Raw genomic sequence first — 23011 nt, forward strand, 5'->3', positions numbered from 1 at the left:
CGTGGGCGCAGGCGCAATAACGGGAAAGACCTATGCCGCCTTCGCAGCACGCGTCAGGGCAGGAGCCGGTAGGCACGTTAGTGCCGGGCGATTCGCGCGCGCTTAAAGCCGGAGCAGTGCGTGGCGGGAAGCGGGCGTCAGCGCCGCGCGCCGGCGTGCCGGCCGCTCATCGAGCTGAGCATGGCGACGGCAAAGACGAGGGCGAACATCGCGCAAGTGATCTGGAGACCGATGGACATTGTGGGGCAACCTGGCCGTGACAGGACCGATATTGGATGAGTTCAATTAAATTGAAATGAAAGGTTGGATCTGTGGTGAATGTCACATCCCGGACAGTTTCCCAGGCGGGTTAACCGGGCCGCAATCCGTGCGGCCCGGCCTTCCGGAGTCTCAGATCGAGCCTGTCCAAAGCGCCTGCTGGAAGGCGTACCCGTCTCCGGACTTCGCGACGAAGCCCGTTGCCGGGAAGCCGGCATGGTAGAAGGACAGCTGGATGTTGTCGGCCGCCGCCATGTCCAGCATGCGCTTGCGCGTGGCGATCGCTTGCTGCGGGTCCATGTCGAAGACCGGTGACCAGTCGGGCCGCCGTGCGAACACGGACGGATTGTTCGTGATGTCCCCGACGAAAATCAGCCGTCCCGATCCGGAGACGATGTCGTAGGCGGTGTGGCCGGGCGTATGGCCGTCGGCCTGCATGGCCGTGATGCCGGGAACGGCCTCCTTGCCCCAGGCGAAGCGCGCCACCTTGCCCGCGTCGGCGCCGAACGCCTTCCGCACAGCCGCGAAGTTCCCCTTGAGCCCCTCCGGCGCGGCACCCATCTTGGCGTCGTCCATCCAGAAGGCCCACTCCGCCTCAGGCACGCGGATCTCCGCGTTGGGATAGACCAGTGCGCCATCCTTGCTGCGCAGACCCATGATGTGGTCGCCGTGGAAATGGCTGAGCAGGACGACGTCGACGTCCTTCGGCGCAATGCCCGCGGCCTGCAGGTTCGACGCGATGCGCCCGGTGGTCGGGCCGCCATTGTCGGCAAAGCCCGTGTCGATCAGCACGACCTGCTTGCCGGTATTGACGACGATCGCAGTGAAGGTGTTGGCCATCTTGCCGCTGGCGACGCCGATCTCCTCGTAGGCCTTCGCGACCTCCGCGTCGGGAACGCTGCGCACGAAGCCTGGGGGAATGTCGCGCATCGCCATGCCGTCATGGACGGCGATGACCTCGAAGTCACCGACCTTGAAGCGGCTGAACCCGGGAGCCTGCGCTCCGCCAAGGGGGGCTGCGGCCATGCTGGGGGCTCCTGTAGCAGCAAGCGCGCCGGCCGATGCGGCTGCGGCGAGCAAAGTGCGGCGGGACATTTCCATGCGTCGTTCTCCGGTACAAATAGGCGGCCGCAGGCCCGGGAAAGGGGCGGATCGCACGCAATTGCTCAACAGGTTGTGCCGCCGGCGTGTTGCTCGGCCTCACCGGACCGTGAACGCCAGCCGGGACCGCAGGTCCCCGACGGACGAGAGCATCCCTTGTCGTCCGAACCGCTGCTTGTCGCGCCGCTCGCGCCAGCCGATGCTGCAGAACCCGGCCACCGAAGCCGGACCAACGATAATCACCGGAGGAACGCCATGACCGACATGAAGGACGGGACCGTCATCCAGGTCGCCTATGTCGTGCGCGACATCGACGCCGCCATGAAGCGCCATTGGGATGTCTGCGGCATGGGCCCGTGGGCGGTGTACCAGTTCGAGGCGCCGAAGGTTCAGGACTATGTCTACCGCGGCAAGCCTGCCACCCACTCCTGCCTGATTGCCGTGACATGGAACGACCGCATCCAGCTGGAACTGATGCAGCCCGTCAGCGGCTACTCGATCTACGACGAATTCCTCGACGCCAAGGGGGAGGGGCTGCACCACATCAAGCTGTTCTATGCCGACTGCCACAAGGCGGTGGCGGACTATGAGCGGCGCGGCTACCCGGTGATCCAGAGCGGCCGGTTCGACGAGGACGAGCACTACTACCTCGATACGGAGAAGGACTTCGGCTACATCATCGAGCTCGGCAATGCAGGGCGAATCCGGGCGGCCGAGCGCACCTACCCCGCATGAACCAAGGCCACGGCCGCCTTGCACCGCGTGCATGACTGAATCGCGGCGGGCATCTCAGCAACGCCCGCCCGATTGTACGTTCACGCACTGGCTTGCGCTGTGAGACGTTGATTGCACTGAGCAATCGCCGGTGGGCTGCCAAGATCCGACAGATCAAGCCTGAAGGATTGAAAGTAAGCTGCTTCTCGATCGACGGCGACATGCTGCGGTATCCAGACAGCAGACTTGCCTTCAAGCGTGCACGTGCCTAAGGAGCGGTCAATCAGCGACGGCGAAGGAGCCGTCGCGACCCCCGGCGCGATCGGGTCTCCCGCATCATCGACGTTCTTCCCGCGCCCTCCCGGCCTGCGGCAGCCGTCGGCATTGGACACATCATGCGAACCGACATCCTGACCCTTCTGAGAGACGTTCCACTCTTTTCCGACACCTCCGCCGCCACCATCGAAAAGCTGTCGCACGGCGCCTTCGCGCAGTGGTTTCCGGCCGAGGTGCTCCTGCACGACACCCACCAGTCCCCGGACTTCATGTTCGTGCTGCTGGACGGCGCAGTGGAGCAGACGCTCGGTCCCTCTGACAGCGTCAGTTCGACCTTGCGCTTCCTGCGCCCGCCTTCGCCGTTCGGAATCCCGGGCTGCGTCATTGCCGAGGTGCCCGGCTATGCGACCCGCACCATCGAGCGCTCGCGCATCCTGATGCTGCCTGCCGCCACGGTGCGTGACGCGTTGGCCGAGGACATCGGCCTGACCATGGCACTCCTGCGCCACGTCACCGAGGCCTGGGTGGCGACGGGTCAGGATCTGCACCGGCAGAAGGTGCACAATTCCGCCGAGCGGCTCGCCCACTGGATCCTGACGCAGGTGGACACCAACGGTGTCCTCGAACTGCCGTTCCAGAAACGGCGGCTGGCGGCGCTCGTCGGGACGACGCCGGAAAACCTGTCACGCAACATCGCGCTGCTGCGCGACCACGGCGTCGACTTCGAGGGCAGGGTGGTCAAGGTGAGGGACCGCGCCGCCCTGCGCGCGCTGGCCTCGGTCCAGTCCGGCGCGGCCGGAGTGGCCTGATCCGGTGGCTTCACGTCATGCGTGCCCGCCCGGAGCCGTGGCGGGCCGAACGGTGGAGGTCCTCGCCGCCGGCGCGGGTCTCGGATCCGGCTCTGTTGAGGGCGACGCAAGGTAGCCGGGAATGGCGAATTCCGCCCGGCAGCCGCCGCCGGCCTCCGGCCGCAGCGTCACCGCGCGGCCGTACTCCTCGAGGATGTCGCGGACGATCGCGAGGCCGAGGCCGCTGCCCTCGCCGCCTCCTTGACCCTGCGACCCCCGCTCCATCAGCACCGGCGCATCCGCCTCCTCAAGGCCTTCGCCGTCGTCGATGACCGCGACGTGCAGAACTCCCCTATCTTCGCGTGCCGTGAAGCGGACGCGGGAGCGCGCCGCCTTTCGGGCATTGTCGAGCAGGTTGCCGAGCACCTCGCCGAAGTCGTCGGGATCCATGTCGGCGCGGAGCGCCGGGTCGCATTCCACCGTCCAGGAGATGCGGTCGCTGTCGGGCATGCGGCGCATCAGCTCGACGAGACGTTCGGCAGACCGGCCGACATCCGTCGCCAGGCCACCGGCGGCGGACTTGCCATGCGTGCGCGCCCGCGCGAGCTCGCGCTCGACATGGCCCCGCATGAGGCCGATCTGCTCGCGCAGGAGAGCCGCGCTCGCGGCCTGTCCCGCCTCGTCCAGCCGCGCGGCCTCTGCTCCCAGGATCGTCAGCGGCGTCTTCAGCCCGTGCGCGAGGTCGCCGGCCCGGCCGCGCGCCCGCGACACGAGGTGCTGCTGGCGTTCGAGCAGCGCGTTCAGCGTCTCGGTGAGCGGCTGCACCTCGGTCGGGAAGTCGCCGGTGAGCCGGCCCGCGCGGCCCTCGTGAATGGCGGCGAGCTGCTGCTGCAGCCGGCGCAGCGGCGCCAGGCCGAGACCGGCCTGCAGCCAGAAGCCGAGCGCAAGGATGGCGCCGAGCACGATGAGCCCGCCGGCGGTGTCGAGGATGAAGTCGGACCGCAGGGCACGGATCTCGGCATGGTCGATGGCCACCGAGATGCGGAAGGGCGGCCCGGGCGACGGAGTAACGTCGCGTTCGAGCAGGTAGATCTCGCCGCCGTTGGGGCCCTTCATCTCGACGGCCTCGCGGTGCGCGGCGGCAGTCCCTGGAACGGTCGGAAGGATGTCGTCCCACAGCGACCGCGACCTGATCGGGTGCGTGCCACCCGTAATCTGCCAGTAGACGCCGCTGTACGGTGTGCGGTAGCGGGAATCCGTCAGGTTGCGCGTCAGCCGCGGGCTGCCGTCGGGACCGCGTTCCAGCGCTGCCGCGATGTCCTCCAGCCGAACCTCGAGCTCCTGCGCGACGCGCCGCTCCATGTGCCGCTCGAAGATGTAGGCGAGGCAGATGGCGGCCAGCGTCAGGGCCGCCGCAAGGCTGAGGCTGGACAGGACCAGCAGGCGAAGTCGCAGCGAGCCCGCCTTCATCTACCCCTCCACGACGTAGCCGTAGCCGCGGCGCGTGGCGATGGCGTCCGGCCCCAGCTTGCGGCGCAGGCGCTTGACGAGCGCCTCGATGGCGTTGCTGTCGGGCTCGCGGTCCGCCCCGTAGAGATGATCCTCCAGCTCCACCTGGGACACGACACGGCCCTTGTGGTGGACGAGGTAGCGCAGCAGGCGGAACTCCATCGGCGACACCTCGACCGGGTCGCCCGCGTTCTCCACCTGCATGCGGCGCGTGTCGAGGCGCACCGCGCCGGCCTCGATGACGGGCGACGCGTGCCCGCCCGAGCGCCGCAGAACGGCACCCAGCCGGGCGACCATCTCCTCGCGGTGGAAGGGTTTGGGAAGGTAGTCGTCGGCTCCCGCGTCGATGCCCTCGACCCGCTCCATCCACGCGCCGCGTGCGGTGAGCATCAGCACGGGTGTCGTGATGCCCGCGCGGCGCCAGCGCTTCAGCACCGTCAGCCCGTCCATCTGCGGCAGGCCGATGTCGAGGACGATGGCGTCGAACTCCTCGGTCTCGCCCCTGAACCAGGCGTCCTCTCCGTCATGCGAGAGGTCGACGGCGTACCCCGCCCGTCCCAGCGCCTGGCCGATGTCCTCGGCGATCCTGACCTCGTCCTCGACCACCAGAACCCGCATCAGTTCACCCCCACGACCCGGTTCCGGCGGGCATCGACGAGCACGCTCCGCACAGCGCCCTCATTGTCCAGCACCTTGACCTCGTAACTGACATTACCACCGGGAAGGCGTCCCACCTTGACCTCCAGCACGGAGCCGGGAACGGCCTTGCCGACAATCGGAAGCACCCGCGCCAGCGGCACGGCCTCGCCGTTCAGCATGGCGGCCCGGGCGTTCTCGTGATCGTCGTCCTGCTCGTCAGCATTGCCCCGCGCATCGGACTTAGCCTTGCGGTTGCGGGCGCCGTCATCCTTGCCGAAACCGAAGAGGTTCCAGATGGAGCCATCCGAGCCAGACCCGGAGGATACCGAACCCTGCGGTTGGCCGCGTCCGGAAGACCCGGATGGCCCGCCCCGTCCGCCGTCGTCCGAGCTGCCGGACCCCCCACCATCCGAACCGCCATCATCGGAACCGCCGGAACCGCCGCTCCCCGAATTGCTGCTTCCAGACCCGCTGTTGCTCCCCGACGAGTTGCTTCCCGACCCGCTGCCGCCGGAAGAGCCGCTGCTCCCGGACGAGCCGCTGCCGCCAGACGACCCGCTGCCGCCGGACGACCCGCTGCCGCCACCAGACGATCCGCCACCGCCGGACCCGCCCGAGCTACCGCCGTCCTTCGCCATCGCCACAGTGGCGAGCAGGAGCGATGCCGGAACCCCTATCGACAGGGCGGCAGCGAGCACGAAGCAGAAAAGGGTACGCCGGAACATGGTCACGCAGTGTCCCACGTCGAAGCTGACGAAAGGCTGACATGCCCGATCAGCGCGGCGCCGGCCGGACTTCGCCAGGATGCGATCATTCGGTTCACAACCCTCGGGAGAAGTCCATGTCGATCCTCCGGTCCACCCTCCTCGCCTCGGCGTTCTCGCTCGCCACAATGGTCGCCCCGGCGCTCGCCTCGACGGGCGCCGACGGCACTGGCACGGCGCTGCGTACTGCAGACGCCGCGGTTACCACGGCGGCTTCGAAAGACGGCGTCCTCGTGCTCGCCAAGCGCGACGGGGGATCCGGATCTTCGGGATCCGGGTCTTCCGGATCGGGCTCCGGTTCGTCCGGCTCCGGCTCCTCGCGCTCCGGCGGCTCAGACGATGGCGGCTCGCGGTCGGGTTCGGGCGAAGGCGGCTCGCGCTCGGGCGGTACGGATGACGGTGCCGGACACGACGCGGCCGGTCACGATGCCGGTGACGATCATGGCACGCATGCCGAGGCCGGAGACGACAAGGGCGGCCTGCGCACGGCAGCCGAGCCGGGCGACGACCGCGGCATGGGCATGGAGCCGGGCGACGACCACGGCGTCCACAACGCCTCCATTCCCGAGACCCACAAGAAGCGCCGGAAGGGAAAGACGGCGGAGCCGCTGCTCTGACGGGCGAATGAGTGTCGGGGAAGGAAGGTTCGCATCTTCCCCGCAAGCGGGCCGTCTTCCGAAGGGGAGGCGGCCCGCAGCACTTCACGCCGGAGGGCGGTAGCTCCGCACGGCATCGAGGAGCACCCGGACGGCGATGTCGGCGTCGCCTTCCGTGATGTCCTCGGCCGGGTTATGACTGATGCCACCCTTGCAGCGCACGAAGAGCATGGCGACCGGGCACAGCGCCGCCACTGCCATCGCGTCGTGCCCGGCACCGGACGGCAGCCGGCGCACGCCGATCTGGCGCCGGGACACGGCATCCGCCAGGAGGCCCGATAGCCCCTCGTCACAGGGACAGGCCTTCGTGTCGGAGATCGTCTCGATGGCGATCCCTGTGCCGCTCCGGCCCGCGATCTCGCGGAACGCCTGCTCGATCGCCGAAACCATAGCCTCGCGGTCCGCATCGCTCGGCGAACGCGCATCGAGGGTGAAGGAGACACGCCCCGGGATGACGTTGGCCGCCCCGGGCTCGACCGTCAGGATGCCGATGGTGGCGACCCGCTCGGGAGCGTCCGCGCCGATGCGCTGCACGGCCAGCACCATCTCTGCCGCCGCGGCGAGCGCATCCCGGCGCAGCCCCATCGGCACCGTGCCGGCATGGCCCGCCTCGCCGGTGACGGTGACCTTCCGGCGGCTGGCGCCGTTGATGGCGGTGACGACGCCGACCGGCAGGTCCTCCGCCTCCAGCACCGGGCCCTGCTCGATGTGCACCTCGAGGTAGCCGAGCGTGTCCTCGCGCCCGCGTGCGAGCGTCGCGAGCCCGGCGGGATTCCCGCCGAATGCGAGGAGGGCATCGCCCAGCCTCACGCCGTCGGCATCGCGCAGGTCGGTACAGCCGGCCTCGAGCGTTCCGGCCAGAGCGCGCGAGGAGGAGAGCAGGCTGGGAAAGCGGACATTCTCCTCGTCGCCGAAGGCCAGCGCCTCCACGGCGAAGGGCAGACGCTCACCTGCCCTCGCCAGGGCCTCGACTACGCCGATGGCGGCAACGACCCCCAGCGTTCCGTCGAAGGCTCCGGCGTCGCGCACCGTATCGATGTGGGATCCCAGCAGCAGCGCGGGCCGGCCGGGCTCCGTGCCCTCGTAGCGCCCGACGACCGTGCCGAGCGCATCGATGCTGACGCTGTCGCAGCCGGCTTCCCGCATCATCTCCGCGGTCGCGTCGGCTGCGATCCTGTGCGCGGGTGAGAGGAACAGCCGCTCGATCCGGCCGGGCACGTCGGTGATGCCGCGCAGCGCGGCCAGTCGCGCCATGGCGCGGCGACCGAGTTCGCCCTCTCCCGGATGGGCCATGGCGCTCAGAGCGTCCTGACCGCGACCGTGCCTTCCGCGGGCAGCATGGCGACGGGATTGCGCAGCGGCCTGCCGAAGCCGGGCGCCTCGATCTCGAACACGTCTCCCGGCTGCGTCCTGACGCCATCGGCGAAGGACAGCGTGGCGGTGCCGAAATAGTGGACATGCACGTCGCCCGGCACGCGGTGCCCCGCATACTTGAAATGATGGTGCTCGAGATTGGCGAGCGTGTGGGACATGTTCGCCTCCCCGGTGAGGAAGGGCTTTTCCCAGATCACGTGCCCGGCGCGGTGAATGCGGCTCATGCCGCGCACGTCGTGGGGGAGGTCGCCGACCAGCAGCTCGGGTCCATAGGAGGACTGCCGGAGCTTGGAATGGGCGAGCAGCAGGTAGTTCCTGCGTTCCGTGACGTGGTCGGAAAACTCGTTGCCCAGCGCGAAACCGACGCGGAACGGGGTACCGTCGGGGCCGATGAGGTAGAGGCCGGTCAACTCCGGTTCCTCGCCGGCGTCTTCGGCGAAGCCGGGGCTCTCGATGGCGTCCTCCGGCTTCACCAGCCAGTGGCCCGTGCCCTTGTAGAACCACTCCGGCTGCGCGCCGACGCCGCCGGCCCCCGGGCGGCCGCCCTCCAGGCCGTCGCGGAACATCTTCATCGAGTCCGTCAGCTTCTCCTCGGCGGTCTCGGAAACGTTCTTGTGCATCTTGTCGCGCGTGTCGGCGGAACCGAGATGCGTCAGGCCCGTGCCGGTGACAGAGATCCGGTGCGTGTCGGGATGGTCGAAGGGCAGCAGCAGGCGCTTCTCGCGGACGACGGCGTCATAGTCGACGAGGCGCGATCCAAGGCGGGCGCGGACCACCTCCTCGAGGGACTGGCCGGCGGCGATGGCCTCGCTGGCGAGCTCGTAGGTCGACTTCGCCCTCTCGACGATGGCGAGCGTCGCCCCGTCCTCACCGGCCACACCGACCCGCCGGGCCCCGTCCTCGGTGAACTGCACCAGACGCACCGCCATCCCAAATCCTCCTGCTGGCGCCGCGTGGGCGCTCTTCCAGAGGCGGCAGGATTGCGCCGCTGCCGGGCCATCGGTCAAGTGCCGCGCTGTTGGGCAGGTGCGCGCAACCGGCGCTGGACAGAAGGCGGATTGCGCGCTTGGCTGGCTGCTGCTTCAGCATACGGGTTCCGCCATGCCGCGCTTCGCCGCCAACCTCACCATGATGTACAATGAGTGGAGCTTCCTGGACCGGTTCCAGGCGGCCGCCGAGGACGGCTTCGACGCGGTCGAGTTCCTCTTCCCCTACGAGCACGCCCCCGAGGATATCGCCCGGCGGCTCTCCGACAACGCGCTGGAGCAGGCGCTCTTCAACCTCCCGCCCGGCGATTGGGCGAGCGGCGAACGCGGCTTCGCGGCCATTCCCGGCAGGGAGGCGGAGTTCCGCGCCGCCGTGGAGCGGGCGGTGCCCTATGTCGAGGCGACGGGCGTTCGGCGCGTCCATGTGATGGCTGGCATTTGCGACCCTGAGGACGCCGCCGCCCGCGAGACCTATGCGGCCAATCTCCGGGTCGCCGCAGAGCGCATGCAGCCGCTCGGCGTCGAGGTGCTGGTTGAGCCCATCAATGGGCGTGACATGCCCGGTTACTTCATGAGCGACTTCGAGTTCGCGGCCGACCTCATCGATGCGCTCGCCATTCCCAACCTGCGCCTGCAGTTCGACCTCTACCACCGCCAGATCATGCATGGCGACGTCACCATCGGCCTGCGCACGCTGATGCCGCTGACCTCCCACATCCAGGTCGCCAGCGTGCCCAGCCGCCACGAACCGTCCGGCGAGGAGCTGTCCTTCCCCTTCCTGTTCGAGGAACTCGACCGTCTGGGTTACGCGGGTTTCGTGGGATGCGAATACAGGCCTCGCGCCGGCACGCGCGAGGGTCTCGGCTGGTTCGCTCCGTGGCGCCGGCGCTGAAACCTGCGCCTTATGCTCAAGGTAGAGGCAGAAGGGTGGCGCTGCCCTCTTTGTAGGCATCGATTCGCCGTCATGCCCAGGGCGCCGATCCACCCCGGGGCCCGCACCCTGCGATTGTGTACGATTTTCCGTTAATCCCGCGCGTCCCGATCTGGCACGGCCCTTGCGATCCTCCTCCGCGGTAACTTGACCGGGCAGGAGGGGCTTCTCCCATGACTATGCGTATCCCGTCGCTACTCGCATCGGCCGTCGTCGCGGCCGGCCTGTCGCTCGCCAGCTTGGCGGCGAAGGCGGAAGAGACGATCAAGATCGGCGTGCTGCACTCGCTCTCTGGCACGATGGCCATCAGCGAGACGACGCTGAAGGACACGATCCTCTTCCTCATCGACGAGCAGAACAAGAAGGGCGGTGTCCTCGGCAAGAAGCTCGAGGCGGTCGTCGTCGACCCGGCCTCGAACTGGCCGCTTTTCGCCGAGAAGGCGCGCGAGCTCATCACCAAGGACAAGGTCGCGGCCGTGTTCGGCTGCTGGACCTCCGTGTCGCGCAAGTCCGTGCTGCCGGTTTTCGAGGAGCTGAACGGCATCCTCTTCTACCCCGTGCAGTACGAGGGCGAGGAATCCTCGCGCAACATCTTCTACACCGGCGCCGCGCCGAACCAGCAGGCGATCCCGGCCGTCGACTACCTGATGGAAAACGAGGGCGTGAAGCGCTGGGTGCTCGCCGGCACCGACTACGTCTACCCGCGCACCACCAACAAGATCCTCGAAGCGTATCTGAAGTCCAAGGGCGTCGCCGCCGAGGACATCATGATCAACTACACGCCGTTCGGTCATTCCGACTGGCAGACGATCGTCGCCGACGTCAAGAAGTTCGGCTCCGCCGGCAAGAAAACCGCCGTCGTGTCGACCATCAACGGCGATGCCAACGTTCCCTTCTACAAGGAGCTCGGCAATCAGGGCATCAAGGCGACCGACATCCCGGTCGTGGCCTTCTCCGTCGGTGAAGAAGAACTCGCCGGCATCGACACCAAGCCCCTCGTCGGCCATCTCGCCGCGTGGAACTACTTCGAGTCCGTCGATGTGCCGGAGAACAAGGCCTTCATCGAGAAGTGGAAGGCCTACACCAAGAACCCGAAGCGCGTGACCAACGACCCGATGGAGGCGCACGTCATCGGCTTCAACATGTGGGTCAAGGCCGTCGAAAAGGCCGGCACGACGGACCCCAACGCCGTCATCGACGCGCTGGTCGGCGTCACCGTGCCCAACCTGTCGGGCGGCTTCTCGGCCATGATGCCGAACCACCACATCACCAAGCCCGTGCTGATCGGCGAGATCAAGGATGACGGCCAGTTCAACATTGTCTCGCAGACACCTGGCCTCGTGGTCGGCGACGAGTGGTCGGACTACCTCGAGGGCTCGAAGGACCTGATCTCCGACTGGAGGGCTCCGCTCTCCTGCGGCAACTTCAACGTGAAGACCGGCAAGTGCGGCGGCGCCGCCAAGTGACGGTCGCGTAGACGCGGCTCGGACCTGAGCAACGGACCCGGCCACTCGGCCGGGTCCACCCCGCGCCGGCCGCTGCCGGCCGTTTTCTCCCAGCCGGAACACCGTACATGCGCGTCTGCCTGCTCGCCCGCCTCGCGGGCGCCATGCTCGCCCTGGCGCTCTTCGCGCTGGCGCCTCGCGCGGCGCTTGCCGCCGACCCCGAGGCGGCGCTGAAGCGCCTGGCCACGGAGGCTTTCGCCGACATCGAGGGCGGGGTGACCGACCTCGCCGCAAGCGGCAGCGAGCGCGCCGCGCCGGTCATCCAGGCTCTGAACGACAACAAGCTCTTCTACCGCCCGTCCGACAAGGCGCTCTTCATCAAGGGCGCGGATGGCGCCTATGTCGATGCGCGCACCGGCGCCGCGGTGGCCGAGGCGCCATCCGGCCTCAAGCAGGTGCGCGTCAACAATCGCGTCCGCCGCGCCGTCGAGGCGGCCGTGGGCTCGCTCACCCTGCTCGCGCCCGATCCGGCCAAGCGGCTCGCCGCCGCCGATGCGGTGTTCAAGTCGCGCGATCCCGCCGCGCTTCCTGCCCTCGACGCCGCTCTGGCGAAGGAGAGCGATCCCCGCATCAAGGCGGCCATGCAGCATGCCCGCGCCGCGGCGATCCTCGCCAAGGCGGACGCCACCGATGCCGACAAGGTCGACGCTGTCGAAGTGGTCGCCGCGCGCGGCGACCAGGATGCCCTCGCGATCCTCGCCGTGCTGCGCACGCAGGGCTCGCCCATCGTCAAGCTCGCAGCCGAAACCGCCGCCACCGCGATCGAGCGCCGCCTGGCGCTGCTCTCCTCGGTGCAGAACGCCTGGTACGGGCTGTCGCTCGGCTCGGTGCTGCTGCTCGCCGCCATCGGCCTCGCCATCACATTCGGCGTCATGGGCATCATCAACATGGCCCATGGCGAGATGGTGATGCTGGGCGCCTACACCACCTTCGTCGTGCAGGAATGGCTGCGGACCAGCCATCCCGACCTGTTCGACTGGTCGCTCGCCATCGCCCTGCCGCTGGCCTTCATCGTCGCCGCCCTCGTCGGCATCGCCATCGAGCGCCTGGTCATCCGCTTCCTGTACGGCCGGCCGCTGGAAACCCTGCTGGCGACCTGGGGCGTCAGCCTGATCCTGCAGCAGACCGTGCGCTCCATTTTCGGCGCCAACAATCGGGAGGTCGGCGCGCCGAGCTTCATGTCCGGCGCCTTCGAGATTGGCGGCATCACCGTCACCTATGGCCGCCTCTGGATCATCGTATTCAGCCTCGCGGTCTTCGCCGCCCTGCTCGTGGTGCTGCGGGCCACGTCCTTCGGCCTCAAGATGCGGGCCGTGACGCAGAACCGGCGCATGGCGTCCTGCATGGGCATCCGGACGCCCTGGGTGGACGCGATGACCTTCGCGCTCGGCTCGGGCATCGCCGGCGTGGCCGGGGTGGCGCTCTCGCAGATCGACAACGTCTCGCCCAACCTCGGCCAGAGCTACATCGTGGACAGCTTCATGGTCGTGGTCTTCGGCGGCGTCGGAAACCTCTGGGGGACGCTGGTGGCGGCGATGACGCTGGGCATCGCCAACAAGTTCCTCGAGCCCTTCGCCGGTGCCGTGCTCGGCAAGATCGTGCTGCTCGTCCTCATCATCCTGTTCATCCAGAAGCGTCCGCGCGGCCTGTTCGCGCTCAAGGGCCGGGCGGTGGAAGCATGATCACCGCAAGGCTCATCGCCGGGCTCGACCCGCGCGGCCGCATCTTCCTCGCCATCCTCGCGGGGCTCGCGATCCTCGTTCCGGTGCTGAACCTCGCGGTCTCCCCTGACTCGGCCTTCCACGTGCCGACCTACGCCGTCTCGCTGCTCGGCAAGTATCTCTGCTACGCGCTGCTGGCCGTCTCTCTCGACCTTGTCTGGGGCTATTGCGGCATCCTCTCGCTCGGGCACGGCGCATTCTTCGCGCTCGGCGGCTACGCCATGGGCATGTACCTGATGCGGCAGATCGGGACGCGCGGCGTCTATGCCGACCCGATCCTGCCGGACTTCATGGTCTTCCTGAACTGGAAGGAGCTGCCGCTCACCTGGTACGGCTTCCAGTCCTTTCCATACGCCATGCTGATGGTGATGCTTGTTCCCGGCCTGCTGGCCTTCGTCTTCGGCTGGTTCGCCTTCCGCTCGCGCGTCACCGGCGTCTACCTCTCCATTATCACGCAGGCGATGACCTACGCCCTGCTCCTCGCCTTCTTCCGAAACGACATGGGCTTCGGCGGCAACAACGGCCTGACCGACTTCAAGGACATCCTCGGCTTCAACATCCAGTCGCAGGAAACGCGCGTCTCTCTCTTCGTCGCCACGGTCGTCGCGCTGGCGCTCGGCTACCTCGTCGCCCTGTTCATGACCCGGACGGCCTACGGCAAGGTGCTCATTGCGGTGCGGGACGCCGAATCCCGGTCCCGCTTCCTCGGCTACCGCGTCGAGCGCTTCAAGCTCGTGGCCTTCACGGTATCGGCCTGCATGGCGGGCATCGCCGGCGCGCTCTACGTGCCGCAAGTCGGCATCATCAATCCGTCCGAGTTCGCTCCGGCGAACTCCATCGAGGCGGTCATCTGGGTCGCCGTCGGCGGGCGCGGCACGCTGGTCGGCGCGGCGCTGGGTGCCGTCGTGGTCAACTTCGCCAAGACGATGCTGACCTCCGGGCCGCTCGCGCCGGTCTGGCTGTTCTTCCTCGGCGCGCTGTTCGTCCTCGTCACGCTGTTCCTGCCCAAGGGCATCGTCGGCACCCTCTCCGAGTGGAGCCGGCGGCGGTCGGAGGCGTCGGAGAGCCGGAGGCGGTCTGCAGCCGTCGAGGCCGGCGCCGCGGAGACGATCCCATGAACGCCATCTCCGCGCCCGATCGCGAACTCACCCACACCATCCTCTATCTCGACGGCGTCTCCGTCTCGTTCGACGGCTTCCGGGCGCTGAACGACCTCTCTCTCGTTCTCGAACCGGGAGAGATGCGCGCCATCATCGGTCCCAACGGAGCCGGCAAGACGACAATGATGGACGTCATCACGGGCAAGACGCGGCCTGATGCCGGCGACGTGCTGTTCCAGGGACGGGTCGATCTCACCCGCCTCGACGAGGCCGAAATCGCCGAGCTCGGCATCGGCCGCAAGTTCCAGAAGCCCACCGTGTTCGAAGGCCAGACCGTCGCCGACAACATCCTCCTCGCCATGAAGGGACCGCGGGGCGCCCTGGCCTCCCTTTTCGGCTGGCGGAACCGGGTGCCGCCGGACGCGCTCGACGCCATCCTCGAGCGCATCGGCCTCCTCGATCATCGCCGCCGCATGGCTGCCGATCTCTCGCACGGCCAGAAGCAGTGGCTGGAGATCGGCATGCTACTGGCGCAGGATCCCAAGCTTCTGCTGGTCGACGAGCCGGTCGCCGGCATGACCGACGCCGAGACAGAGGCCACGGCCGAACTGCTCGTCGGCATCGCCAGGACGCATGCCGTGGTGGTCGTCGAGCACGACATGGCCTTCGTGCGCGCGCTCGACTGCAAGGTGACGTGCCTGCACGAGGGATCGGTGCTCGCCGAGGGGCAGATCGACGCGGTCTCGTCCAATGACCGCGTCATCGAAGTGTATCTGGGGCGCTGACCGGCATGGCCACTCTGTCCGTCGAGTCGATTGACCTCTTCTACGGCGCGGCGCAGGCCCTGCGGGGCGTGTCGCTGACGGCCGACACCGGGAAGGTGACCTGCGTTCTCGGCCGCAACGGCGTCGGCAAGTCGTCGCTGCTGCGCGCCATCGTCGGGCTGCAGCCGGTAGCGCGCGGCAAGATCACCTGGAACGACAAGGCACTCGGAGGCCTGCCGCCCTATGACCGGGCGCGGCACGGCATCGCCTATGTGCCGCAGGGCCGCGAGATCTTCCCGCTGCTGACGGTCAAGGAGAACCTCGAGACGGGCTTCGCGCCGCTGCCGCGCAAGGAGCGCTTCATCCCGGCCGAAATCTTCGACCTCTTTCCCGTGCTGAAGGACATGCTGGGCCGCCGCGGCGGCGACCTCTCGGGCGGTCAGCAGCAGCAGCTGGCCATCGGCAGGGCCCTGGTGACACGCCCGTCGCTGCTCGTCCTGGACGAACCGACGGAGGGCATACAGCCATCAATTATCAAGGACATCGGCCGCGCCATCGAGTACCTTCGCGGCAAGGGGGACATGGCGATCCTCCTGGTGGAACAGTATTTCGAGTTCGCGCGCGACCTGTGCGACAGCTTCGCGGTCATGGACCGCGGGCAGGTGGTGCTGGCGGGCGACAAGGGGGCGATGGTCGAAGCCGATGTCCGGCGTCATCTCTCGGTCTAGCGCGGGCCCGTGACAATGCGCGGCCAGGACAATTCCCCCCTCCCTGACCTGCCCCGCTTTGCGGGAGAGGGATCACCGTGTGTTTGTTACTCGAACTCTCTCCCGCGTAAGCGGGGGAGATGTCCGCGCAGCGGACAGAGGGGGTCCTTTGCTGCGTGATCTCAGCCCGGCCGGCGCTCCGGCACGCGGGCCCTCCAGCCTCCCTGCCTATGTTCGTGCCGCCGGCGCCGTGCGTGTCCGCTTCAATGCCGCGCCGCGCGGGACGGAGGCCGCTGAGCTCTCGGAGACCGGCGGCTTCCGCGTACGCTTCCCGAAGGTGGGGACCTGCGAGGCAGTGATCATCAACACCGGCGGCGGCATGACGGGCGGCGACAGGCTGGCGGTCGACCTCGCTCTCGACCCCGGCGCCGACGCCACGGTGACGAGCCAGTCGGCCGAGAAGGTCTACCGGTCGGATGGGCCGATGGCCCGCGTAGCCGTGAAAGCCACGCTCTCGGAGCGCGCCTCGTTGGCGTGGCTGCCGCAGGAGACGATCCTCTTCTCCGGCGCGCGGCTCGCCCGCACGCTCGACGTGGCGATGCCGGAGGATGCGTCCGTCACCATGGCCGAATCCATTATCTTCGGCCGCGTTGCCATGGGCGAGACGATGGGGGAGGGAGCGCTGTCGGACCGCTGGCGTGTCCGCCGCGGCGGGCGCCTCCTGTTCGCCGAGAACCTCGACCTGTCCGGCCCGATAGCCGGGCTCCTCGCCCGCCCGGCCATCGGCGGCGGCGCTCGCGCCGTGGCGACCGTGCTGCACGTGTCGCCCGGCGCCTCGGCCCTCCTGGAGCCCGTCCGCGAGGCCCTCGGATCCGTGGGCGTCGACGCCGGCGCGAGCGCCTGGAACGGCATGCTGGTCGTCCGCCTCGCCGATACCGATCCTGCCCGCCTGCGCGCCGCGCTGGCCCGCGCCCTGCGTCCGCTCAGGCCGGGGCCGCTGCCGCGCGTCTGGCAATGTTGAATCACGAACCGCAAGAACGACCGTGAGGAATGCCCCATGAACCTGTCGCCCCGCGAGAAGGACAAGCTCCTCGTCTCCATGGCCGCGATGGTCGCGCGCCGCCGCCTGGAGCGTGGCGTCAAGCTGAACCATCCCGAGGCCGTGGCGCTGATCACCGACTTCGTCATCGAGGGCGCTCGCGACGGCCGGTCCGTCGCCGAGTTGATGGAGGCGGGAGCCCACGTCATCACCGCCGACCAGGTGATGGACGGCATCGCCGAGATGATCCACGACGTGCAGGTCGAGGCGACCTTCCCGGACGGCACCAAGCTCGTCACGGTCCACAACCCGATCCGCGGCGCCTCGGGCGCGCTGACCCCGGGCGAGGTCACCACGCTTCCCGGCGACATCGTCATGAACGAAAGCCGCGAGACGGTGACGCTGACCGTGGCCAACACCGGCGACCGGCCGATCCAGGTCGGCAGCCACTACCACTTCTTCGAGACGAACCCGGCGCTGGCCTTCGACCGCGCCAAGGCCCGCGGCATGCGCCTCGACATCCCCGCCGGGACGGCCGTCCGCTTCGAGCCCGGCCAGAGCCGGGAGGTGCGGCTGGTGGCGCTGGCCGGAGACCGGAAGGTCTACGGGTTCCGGCAGGACGTGATGGGCAGCCTCTGAGCGGGAAGGACCGACACCATGGCAACGACTCTTTCCCGCAGTGCCTATTCCCACATGTTCGGGCCCACGACGGGCGACAAGGTGCGGCTTGCCGACACCTCCCTCGTGATAGAGGTGGAGAAGGACTTCACCATCTATGGCGAGGAGGTGAAGTTCGGCGGCGGCAAGGTGATCCGCGACGGCATGGGCCAGAGTCAGCGCACCAATGCCGAGGGCGCTGTCGACACGGTTATCACCAACGCGCTGATCCTGGACCACTGGGGGATCGTGAAGGCGGATGTCGGCCTGAAGGACGGGCGCATCGCGGCGATCGGCAAGGCCGGCAATCCGGACATCCAGCCCGGCGTCACCATCGTCATCGGGCCGGGCACGGACGTCATCGCGGGCGAGGGCAAGATCCTCACCGCCGGCGGCTTCGACAGCCACATCCACTTCATCTGCCCGCAGCAGATCGAGCATGCGCTGATGTCGGGCGTCACCTCCATGCTGGGTGGCGGCACCGGCCCCTCGGCCGGCACCAACGCCACCACCTGTACGCCCGGGCCATGGCACATCGCCCGCATGCTGCAGAGCTTCGACGCGTTCCCGGTGAACCTCGGCATCTCCGGCAAGGGCAACGCGGCGCTTCCCGCCGCCCTCGTCGAGATGATCAAGGCCGGAGCCTGCGCGCTCAAGCTGCACGAGGACTGGGGCACCACTCCCGCAGCCATCGACAACTGCCTCGCCGTCGCCGACGACTACGACGTGCAGGTGATGATCCACACCGACACGCTGAACGAGTCGGGCTTCGTGGAAGACACCGTGAAGGCCTTCAAGGGCCGCACCATCCATGCCTTCCACACGGAAGGCGCCGGCGGCGGCCACGCGCCGGACATCATCAAGGTCGCGGGCCTGCCCAACGTGCTGCCGTCATCCACCAATCCGACGCGGCCGTTCACGGTTAACACGCTCGACGAGCATCTCGACATGCTCATGGTCTGCCACCACCTCGACGGCTCGATCCCGGAGGACCTCGCCTTCGCCGAGAGCCGCATCCGCCGCGAGACGATCGCGGCCGAGGACATCCTGCACGACATCGGCGCGCTCTCGATGATGTCGTCGGACAGCCAGGCCATGGGCCGCCTGGGAGAGGTCGTCACCCGCACCTGGCAGACCGCCGACAAGATGAAGAAGCAGCGCGGCGCATTGCCGGGCGACGGCCCCGGAAACGACAATTTCCGCGCCCGGCGCTACGTCGCCAAGTACACGATCAACCCCGCCATCGCCCATGGTGTGTCGAAGCACATCGGCTCGGTGGAGGTGGGCAAGCTCGCCGACCTCGTGCTGTGGTCTCCTGCGTTCTTCGGCGTGAAGCCTGATCTCGTCGTGAAGGCGGGCACCATCATCGCCGCCCCGATGGGCGATCCCAACGCCTCGATCCCGACGCCGCAGCCCGTCCACTACCGGCCGATGTTCGGTGCTTTCGGCAAGGCGCTGACGGACTCGTCCCTCATCTTCACCTCGCAGGCAGCCATCGACGGCGGCCTGCGCGAGAAGCTCGGCGTCGCCAAGGAGTTCGTCGCGGTGGAAAACGTGCGCGGCGGGATCTCTAAGAAGGACATGGTGCTCAACGACGCCACGCCCGACATCCAGGTCGATCCCGAGACCTACGCCGTGACGGCCGACGGCGAACTGCTCGTCTGCGAGCCCGCCAAGGAGCTCGCCATGGCGCAGAGGTACTTCCTGTTCTAGAATTCCGAGGTCGGCTTTTCTGGAGTTGCCATGTCCGACCCCGCGCGGGTGAAGCCGGTTTCGGCCACCCGGTACGATGACGACTATTTTGCCTGGACGCAGGAGCAGGCTGCGCTCCTGCGGGGAAAAAAACGTATTTCGCAGATCGATACTGAAAACATTGCCGAGGAGCTGGAGGACTTGGGCCGCAGCCAGAAGAGGGAGATCCGGAGCCGGATCGTCGTTATCCTCCTGCATCTGTTGAAGTGGCGCTACCAGCCGGAACGGCGCTCGGAAAGCTGGACGTCGAGCCTGATCGAGCAGCGGACAGATATCGCCGACGAAATCACCGACAGCCCGAGCCTGCGTACATTTCCGGCAGACATACTGGCTCGTGCCTATTCGACGGCAAGGATACGCGCGGCCGGTGAGACCGGTCTGCCGCTCAACGCCTTTCCGGTTACCTGCCCTTTTACGATTGCCGAGGTTCTTTCGCTCGATTTCGTGCCCGAGGAGCCGACCGCATGAGCCGGGCCGACACGCTCGACACGCTCGTCCGCTACGAGGATGACTACAACGCATGGGTGCTTCAGCAGATCTCGCTGCTGAAGACCGGGCGCATCCCAGACGTGGATGTTCCCCATCTGATTGAGGAACTGCGTGACTTCGGCAATTCGGAGCCGGACCAGATCGAAAGCAGGATTGGGCCTGCTCTTGTCCGCTTTCCCGGAAACATGTCCCTATTCCGCCTCTCAGGCGGTCGAACCCGCTTACTGCCGGGCCCGCCCGGCGTGCCGGATTGATCCGGCGCCCTTGTCACCATCCAGGACAATCCCATGCTCCGCGCCACCGCCATCGTCCGCAGGCTCGCCGTCAAGGCCGACAAGGTCGTCGATACCGTCGTGCTCGATCATGAGGGCAGGCACCGCCGGCGCATCGCGCTGACCGGGGAGGCCGGCACCGAAGTGCTGCTCGACCTCGAGAAACCCGCCTCGCTGCAGGACGGCGATGCCCTGAAGCTGGAGGATGGCCGCCTCGTCAGGGTCAAGGCGGCAGACCAGGACCTTGTGGAGGTCCGCGCCGAGAACCCCCTGCGTCTCCTGCGGGTAGCTTGGCACATTGGCAACCGGCACACCCCGGCGGAGATCACGGCTGACGCCATCTACATCGAGGACGATCATGTCCTCGTCGAAATGGTGCGGGGGCAGGGCTGCAGCGTCACGCCGGTGCGCCGCCCCTTCCAGCCCGAGCGCGGCGCCTATGACCAGGGTGGCCACGGCCACCACGGGCACGATCACGGCCATGACCACCACGACCATGATCACGCTCACGCGCATGCCCACGCCGCGCACGGCCATGCGCAGGCGTCCGCGCACAGCCACGCCTCGTCGCACTCCCACGCGCACGATCATGGACACGAGCATGGCCACGAGCACAGGCATGAGCACGGGCCCGGCTGCGGCCACGACCACCATGATCATGACCACGGCCACGGCCACAAGCATTCGCACCGGCATGACTGACGCCGCCGCTCTGCCGTTGATGGTCTGGCTGTCGCCGGCCTTCCCGGTCGGGGGCTTTGCCTACTCGCACGGCCTGGAATGGGCGGTGGAGGCCGGGGACGTCCGCGACGCCGCGACGGCGCGCGACTGGATCATCGACCTGGTCGAGAAGGCGTCCGGGCGCAACGACGCCATCCTGCTCGCCCACGCCTGGCGCGCCGTCCGCGACGATGCCGCCGACACCCTCGCCGAGATCGCCGAGCTGGCCGTTGCCCTGCAGCCCTCGGCCGAGCGCCATCTGGAGGCGACGGCGCAGGGCAACGCCTTCGTCGCCGCCGCGCGCTCGGCCTGGGCCGTGCCGGCCCTCGACCTGCTCTCCCGCGCCTGGGACGGCGACGTCGCCTATCCCGTTGCCGTCGGCGTGCTGGCCGCCGGCCATGGCGTGCCGCTGGATGCGACCCTGCGCGCCTATCTCACCGGATTTTCCGGCAACCTCGTCTCGGCCGCCGTGAGGCTTGGGCCGATCGGCCAGACGGACGGGCAGCGCATCATGGCCGCGCTCATGCCTGTCGTCGCCGCCGTCGCGCGCGAGGCGGAAGCAGCCACGCTCGACGAGCTCGGTGGCGCGTCCTTCCGGTCCGACATCGCGTCGCTGCGCCACGAAACCCAGTATACGAGGCTGTTCCGCTCATGACCCGATCGTCCCACGGTCCCCTCCGCGTCGGCATCGGCGGCCCAGTCGGCTCCGGCAAGACGGCGCTGATGGAGCAGCTCTGCAAGCGCTTCCGGGACGTCTACGACATCGCCGCCATCACCAACGACATCTACACGAAGGAGGATGCCCGCCTCCTGACGGTCGCCGGCGCGCTGCCGGAGGAGCGCATCATGGGCGTCGAGACGGGCGGATGCCCGCATACCGCCATCCGCGAGGACTGCTCGCTCAACCTGGCCGCCGTGGACGCGATGAACCGGCGTTTCCCGAATCTCGATCTCGTGCTCATCGAGTCCGGCGGCGACAATCTCGCCGCAACCTTCTCGCCCGAGCTCGCCGACATCACGATCTACGTCATCGACGTGTCCGGCGGCGAGAAGATCCCACGCAAGGGCGGCCCGGGCATCACGCGGTCGGACCTTCTCGTCATCAACAAGATCGACCTCGCGCCCTTCGTCGGCGCCAGCCTCGAGGTCATGGAGCGGGACGCCAGGACGATGCGGCGCGACAGGCCCTTCGTCATGGCCAACACGCGCGAAGGCATCGGCGTGGCCGAGATCGCGGCCTTCGTCGAGAAGGCCGGCGGCCTGAAGGCCTGAAAGGCCCCGGGCAAGGCGCCTTTGCTGGAAAGTGGCAGCCGGATCCGGGACAGACACTCTTGCTGCAGTGCGGAAACTGTGGCCTGAGAAGTCACCACTCCGCCCGGAGCCGCCGATGCCGCAGACGCCCGATGCCTATGTCCTGAAGCTCTCCTGCCCCAACCGGCCGGGTATCGTTTCGGCCGTCTCGACGCTGCTCTTCGAGCAGGGCTGCAACATCCTCGATGCGCAGCAGTTCGACGACGTCGAGACGGACCGCTTCTTCATGCGCGTCGTCTTCAATCCGGTCGAGGGCACGCGGACGGTGGAGGATCTGCGCGGCGCCTTCAGGCCGGTGGGCGAGCGCCTGGGCATGGACTGGACGCTGCGCTCGCGCGGCGAGAAGCGGAAGGTACTTCTCCTCGTCTCCCGCTTCGATCACTGCCTGGTCGACCTGCTGTACCGGCAGCGCATCGGCGAGATGCCGATGGACGTGGTCGGGATCGTCGCCAACTACCCGCGCGAGACCTACTCCCACATCGAGTTCGGCGATGCGCCCTTCCATTACCTGCCGGTCACCAAGCAGACCAAGCTGGAGCAGGAGCAGCAGCTCTGGGAGGTGGTGAAGGCGTCGGGGGCCGAGGTCGTCGTGCTCGCGCGCTACATGCAGGTGCTGTCGGACGGCCTCGCCGCGAAGCTCTCGGGCAAGTGCATCAACATCCACCACTCGTTCCTGCCGGGCTTCAAGGGCGCCAAGCCCTACCACCAGGCCCATGAGCGCGGCGTGAAGCTGATCGGTGCGACGGCCCACTACGTCACGTCGGATCTCGACGAGGGCCCGATCATCGAGCAGGACGTCGAGCGCATCACGCACCGTGACTCGCCCGACGACCTCGTTCGCAAGGGCCGCGATATCGAGCGCCGGGTGCTGGCCCGCGCGCTCGCCGACCATCTCGACGACCGCGTTATCTTGAACGGGCACCGCACGGTGGTGTTCAACGGCTAGGACCGCCGCTGAACGACGTCATTGCGAGCGCA

At 68.1% G+C, this 23011-nt stretch carries 24 protein-coding genes; 18 read left to right on the forward strand and 6 right to left on the reverse strand.

Features of this window, described 5'->3' with window-relative positions; all coding sequences use genetic code 11:
- Window positions 1-390 precede the first annotated feature (390 nt).
- A complete protein-coding gene (locus tag AC5JCN_RS20080; protein WP_495756861.1) occupies window positions 391-1284 on the reverse strand; it encodes an MBL fold metallo-hydrolase in 894 nt (297 codons plus the stop codon).
- A 330-nt stretch (window positions 1285-1614) separates the two neighbouring features.
- On the opposite strand from AC5JCN_RS20080, the gene AC5JCN_RS20085 reads away from it, so the two are divergent.
- Complete coding sequence (locus AC5JCN_RS20085) at window positions 1615-2094, forward strand: VOC family protein (protein ID WP_495756862.1); 480 nt, start codon at window positions 1615-1617, stop codon at window positions 2092-2094.
- Window positions 2095-2468: 374 nt separating this feature from the next.
- Window positions 2469-3158: a helix-turn-helix domain-containing protein gene (locus tag AC5JCN_RS20090; RefSeq protein ID WP_495756863.1), complete on the forward strand. Its 690-nt coding sequence runs from the start codon at window positions 2469-2471 to the stop codon at window positions 3156-3158.
- 15 nt (window positions 3159-3173) lie between these two features.
- Here AC5JCN_RS20090 and AC5JCN_RS20095 read toward each other — a convergent pair whose 3' ends face one another.
- Genes AC5JCN_RS20095 through AC5JCN_RS20105 form a run of 3 tightly spaced genes read right to left on the reverse strand, consistent with a single transcriptional unit; the run spans window position 3174 to window position 6010 of the window.
- On the reverse strand, window positions 3174-4607 hold the full coding sequence (locus AC5JCN_RS20095; protein ID WP_495756864.1) for a sensor histidine kinase: 1434 nt from the start codon (window positions 4605-4607) through the stop codon (window positions 3174-3176).
- The gene (locus AC5JCN_RS20100; RefSeq protein ID WP_495756865.1) at window positions 4608-5264 is read right to left on the reverse strand and encodes a response regulator transcription factor; all 657 of its coding nucleotides are present in this window, start codon (window positions 5262-5264) and stop codon (window positions 4608-4610) included. It lies immediately after the preceding gene.
- Window positions 5264-6010: a PepSY domain-containing protein gene (locus AC5JCN_RS20105; protein WP_495756866.1), complete on the reverse strand. Its 747-nt coding sequence runs from the start codon at window positions 6008-6010 to the stop codon at window positions 5264-5266. Before AC5JCN_RS20105 ends, AC5JCN_RS20100 begins: the two co-directional genes overlap by 1 nt.
- Window positions 6011-6126: 116 nt before the next feature.
- Between AC5JCN_RS20105 and AC5JCN_RS20110 the strand changes: the two genes are divergently transcribed.
- The gene (locus AC5JCN_RS20110; RefSeq protein WP_495756867.1) at window positions 6127-6666 is read left to right on the forward strand and encodes a hypothetical protein; all 540 of its coding nucleotides are present in this window, start codon (window positions 6127-6129) and stop codon (window positions 6664-6666) included.
- Between the two features lie 84 nt (window positions 6667-6750).
- Here AC5JCN_RS20110 and AC5JCN_RS20115 read toward each other — a convergent pair whose 3' ends face one another.
- Together AC5JCN_RS20115 and araD1 are read right to left on the reverse strand one after the other, a co-directional pair.
- Window positions 6751-7998 (reverse strand): allantoate amidohydrolase, encoded by a 1248-nt coding sequence (locus tag AC5JCN_RS20115; protein WP_495756868.1) that lies wholly within the window; start codon window positions 7996-7998, stop codon window positions 6751-6753.
- Between the two features lie 5 nt (window positions 7999-8003).
- Window positions 8004-9008 (reverse strand): AraD1 family protein, encoded by a 1005-nt coding sequence (gene araD1, locus AC5JCN_RS20120; RefSeq protein WP_495756869.1) that lies wholly within the window; start codon window positions 9006-9008, stop codon window positions 8004-8006.
- A 172-nt stretch (window positions 9009-9180) separates the two neighbouring features.
- On the opposite strand from araD1, the gene otnI reads away from it, so the two are divergent.
- The 15 genes from otnI to purU all read left to right on the forward strand — a co-directional run bounded on the left by otnI (window position 9181) and on the right by purU (window position 22979).
- On the forward strand, window positions 9181-9957 hold the full coding sequence (otnI, locus tag AC5JCN_RS20125) for a 2-oxo-tetronate isomerase (protein ID WP_495756870.1): 777 nt from the start codon (window positions 9181-9183) through the stop codon (window positions 9955-9957).
- A gap of 218 nt (window positions 9958-10175) precedes the next feature.
- Window positions 10176-11462, forward strand: a complete 1287-nt coding sequence (urtA, locus tag AC5JCN_RS20130; RefSeq protein WP_495757687.1) for an urea ABC transporter substrate-binding protein — start codon at window positions 10176-10178, stop codon at window positions 11460-11462.
- 107 nt (window positions 11463-11569) lie between these two features.
- Complete coding sequence (gene urtB / locus AC5JCN_RS20135; RefSeq protein WP_495756871.1) at window positions 11570-13183, forward strand: urea ABC transporter permease subunit UrtB; 1614 nt, start codon at window positions 11570-11572, stop codon at window positions 13181-13183.
- Entirely contained in the window at window positions 13180-14340 is a 1161-nt protein-coding gene (gene urtC / locus AC5JCN_RS20140; protein WP_495756872.1) for an urea ABC transporter permease subunit UrtC, read from the forward strand. Before urtB ends, urtC begins: the two co-directional genes overlap by 4 nt.
- Window positions 14337-15107 (forward strand): urea ABC transporter ATP-binding protein UrtD, encoded by a 771-nt coding sequence (urtD, locus tag AC5JCN_RS20145; RefSeq protein WP_495756873.1) that lies wholly within the window; start codon window positions 14337-14339, stop codon window positions 15105-15107. Before urtC ends, urtD begins: the two co-directional genes overlap by 4 nt.
- 5 nt (window positions 15108-15112) lie before the next feature.
- On the forward strand, window positions 15113-15814 hold the full coding sequence (gene urtE, locus AC5JCN_RS20150) for an urea ABC transporter ATP-binding subunit UrtE (RefSeq protein ID WP_495756874.1): 702 nt from the start codon (window positions 15113-15115) through the stop codon (window positions 15812-15814).
- 148 nt (window positions 15815-15962) lie between these two features.
- Window positions 15963-16814 carry an urease accessory protein UreD gene (locus AC5JCN_RS20155; RefSeq protein ID WP_495756875.1) on the forward strand — a complete coding sequence of 284 codons (852 nt, stop codon included), beginning with the start codon at window positions 15963-15965 and terminating at the stop codon, window positions 16812-16814.
- 36 nt (window positions 16815-16850) lie between these two features.
- Entirely contained in the window at window positions 16851-17471 is a 621-nt protein-coding gene (locus AC5JCN_RS20160) for an urease subunit gamma (RefSeq protein ID WP_495756876.1), read from the forward strand.
- A gap of 18 nt (window positions 17472-17489) precedes the next feature.
- Entirely contained in the window at window positions 17490-19202 is a 1713-nt protein-coding gene (ureC, locus tag AC5JCN_RS20165) for an urease subunit alpha (RefSeq protein ID WP_495756877.1), read from the forward strand.
- Between the two features lie 30 nt (window positions 19203-19232).
- Window positions 19233-19709: a DUF29 domain-containing protein gene (locus AC5JCN_RS20170; RefSeq protein WP_495756878.1), complete on the forward strand. Its 477-nt coding sequence runs from the start codon at window positions 19233-19235 to the stop codon at window positions 19707-19709.
- Window positions 19706-19984, forward strand: a complete 279-nt coding sequence (locus tag AC5JCN_RS20175; protein WP_495756879.1) for a DUF29 family protein — start codon at window positions 19706-19708, stop codon at window positions 19982-19984. The genes AC5JCN_RS20170 and AC5JCN_RS20175 overlap by 4 nt, the downstream gene beginning before the upstream one ends.
- Window positions 19985-20017: 33 nt before the next feature.
- Window positions 20018-20704 carry an urease accessory protein UreE gene (locus AC5JCN_RS20180; protein WP_495756880.1) on the forward strand — a complete coding sequence of 229 codons (687 nt, stop codon included), beginning with the start codon at window positions 20018-20020 and terminating at the stop codon, window positions 20702-20704.
- Window positions 20604-21377, forward strand: a complete 774-nt coding sequence (locus tag AC5JCN_RS20185; protein ID WP_495756881.1) for an urease accessory protein UreF — start codon at window positions 20604-20606, stop codon at window positions 21375-21377. Before AC5JCN_RS20180 ends, AC5JCN_RS20185 begins: the two co-directional genes overlap by 101 nt.
- Window positions 21374-21994 (forward strand): urease accessory protein UreG, encoded by a 621-nt coding sequence (ureG, locus tag AC5JCN_RS20190; RefSeq protein ID WP_495756882.1) that lies wholly within the window; start codon window positions 21374-21376, stop codon window positions 21992-21994. The genes AC5JCN_RS20185 and ureG overlap by 4 nt, the downstream gene beginning before the upstream one ends.
- A gap of 115 nt (window positions 21995-22109) precedes the next feature.
- Window positions 22110-22979: a formyltetrahydrofolate deformylase gene (purU, locus tag AC5JCN_RS20195; protein ID WP_495756883.1), complete on the forward strand. Its 870-nt coding sequence runs from the start codon at window positions 22110-22112 to the stop codon at window positions 22977-22979.
- The last annotated feature ends 32 nt before the right edge of the window (window positions 22980-23011 follow it).

The sequence above is a fragment of the Alsobacter sp. genome (assembly GCF_059501845.1).

Coding starts and splice junctions, on each gene's coding strand:
- AC5JCN_RS20170 (WP_495756878.1), top strand. CDS start 19,233: ATGTCCGACCCCGCGCGGGTGAAGCCGGTTTCGGCCACCCGGTACGAT.
- AC5JCN_RS20090 (WP_495756863.1), top strand. CDS start 2,469: ATGCGAACCGACATCCTGACCCTTCTGAGAGACGTTCCACTCTTTTCC.
- urtE (WP_495756874.1), top strand. CDS start 15,113: ATGGCCACTCTGTCCGTCGAGTCGATTGACCTCTTCTACGGCGCGGCG.
- AC5JCN_RS20100 (WP_495756865.1), bottom strand. CDS start 5,264: ATGCGGGTTCTGGTGGTCGAGGACGAGGTCAGGATCGCCGAGGACATC.
- AC5JCN_RS20110 (WP_495756867.1), top strand. CDS start 6,127: ATGTCGATCCTCCGGTCCACCCTCCTCGCCTCGGCGTTCTCGCTCGCC.
- AC5JCN_RS20180 (WP_495756880.1), top strand. CDS start 20,018: ATGCTCCGCGCCACCGCCATCGTCCGCAGGCTCGCCGTCAAGGCCGAC.
- urtB (WP_495756871.1), top strand. CDS start 11,570: ATGCGCGTCTGCCTGCTCGCCCGCCTCGCGGGCGCCATGCTCGCCCTG.
- AC5JCN_RS20115 (WP_495756868.1), bottom strand. CDS start 7,998: ATGGCCCATCCGGGAGAGGGCGAACTCGGTCGCCGCGCCATGGCGCGA.
- otnI (WP_495756870.1), top strand. CDS start 9,181: ATGCCGCGCTTCGCCGCCAACCTCACCATGATGTACAATGAGTGGAGC.
- araD1 (WP_495756869.1), bottom strand. CDS start 9,008: ATGGCGGTGCGTCTGGTGCAGTTCACCGAGGACGGGGCCCGGCGGGTC.
- AC5JCN_RS20105 (WP_495756866.1), bottom strand. CDS start 6,010: ATGTTCCGGCGTACCCTTTTCTGCTTCGTGCTCGCTGCCGCCCTGTCG.
- AC5JCN_RS20085 (WP_495756862.1), top strand. CDS start 1,615: ATGACCGACATGAAGGACGGGACCGTCATCCAGGTCGCCTATGTCGTG.
- AC5JCN_RS20160 (WP_495756876.1), top strand. CDS start 16,851: ATGAACCTGTCGCCCCGCGAGAAGGACAAGCTCCTCGTCTCCATGGCC.
- AC5JCN_RS20185 (WP_495756881.1), top strand. CDS start 20,604: ATGGCCACGAGCACAGGCATGAGCACGGGCCCGGCTGCGGCCACGACC.
- AC5JCN_RS20080 (WP_495756861.1), bottom strand. CDS start 1,284: ATGGCCGCAGCCCCCCTTGGCGGAGCGCAGGCTCCCGGGTTCAGCCGC.
- urtD (WP_495756873.1), top strand. CDS start 14,337: ATGAACGCCATCTCCGCGCCCGATCGCGAACTCACCCACACCATCCTC.
- urtC (WP_495756872.1), top strand. CDS start 13,180: ATGATCACCGCAAGGCTCATCGCCGGGCTCGACCCGCGCGGCCGCATC.
- purU (WP_495756883.1), top strand. CDS start 22,110: ATGCCGCAGACGCCCGATGCCTATGTCCTGAAGCTCTCCTGCCCCAAC.
- ureC (WP_495756877.1), top strand. CDS start 17,490: ATGGCAACGACTCTTTCCCGCAGTGCCTATTCCCACATGTTCGGGCCC.
- AC5JCN_RS20175 (WP_495756879.1), top strand. CDS start 19,706: ATGAGCCGGGCCGACACGCTCGACACGCTCGTCCGCTACGAGGATGAC.
- AC5JCN_RS20095 (WP_495756864.1), bottom strand. CDS start 4,607: ATGAAGGCGGGCTCGCTGCGACTTCGCCTGCTGGTCCTGTCCAGCCTC.
- ureG (WP_495756882.1), top strand. CDS start 21,374: ATGACCCGATCGTCCCACGGTCCCCTCCGCGTCGGCATCGGCGGCCCA.
- urtA (WP_495757687.1), top strand. CDS start 10,176: ATGCGTATCCCGTCGCTACTCGCATCGGCCGTCGTCGCGGCCGGCCTG.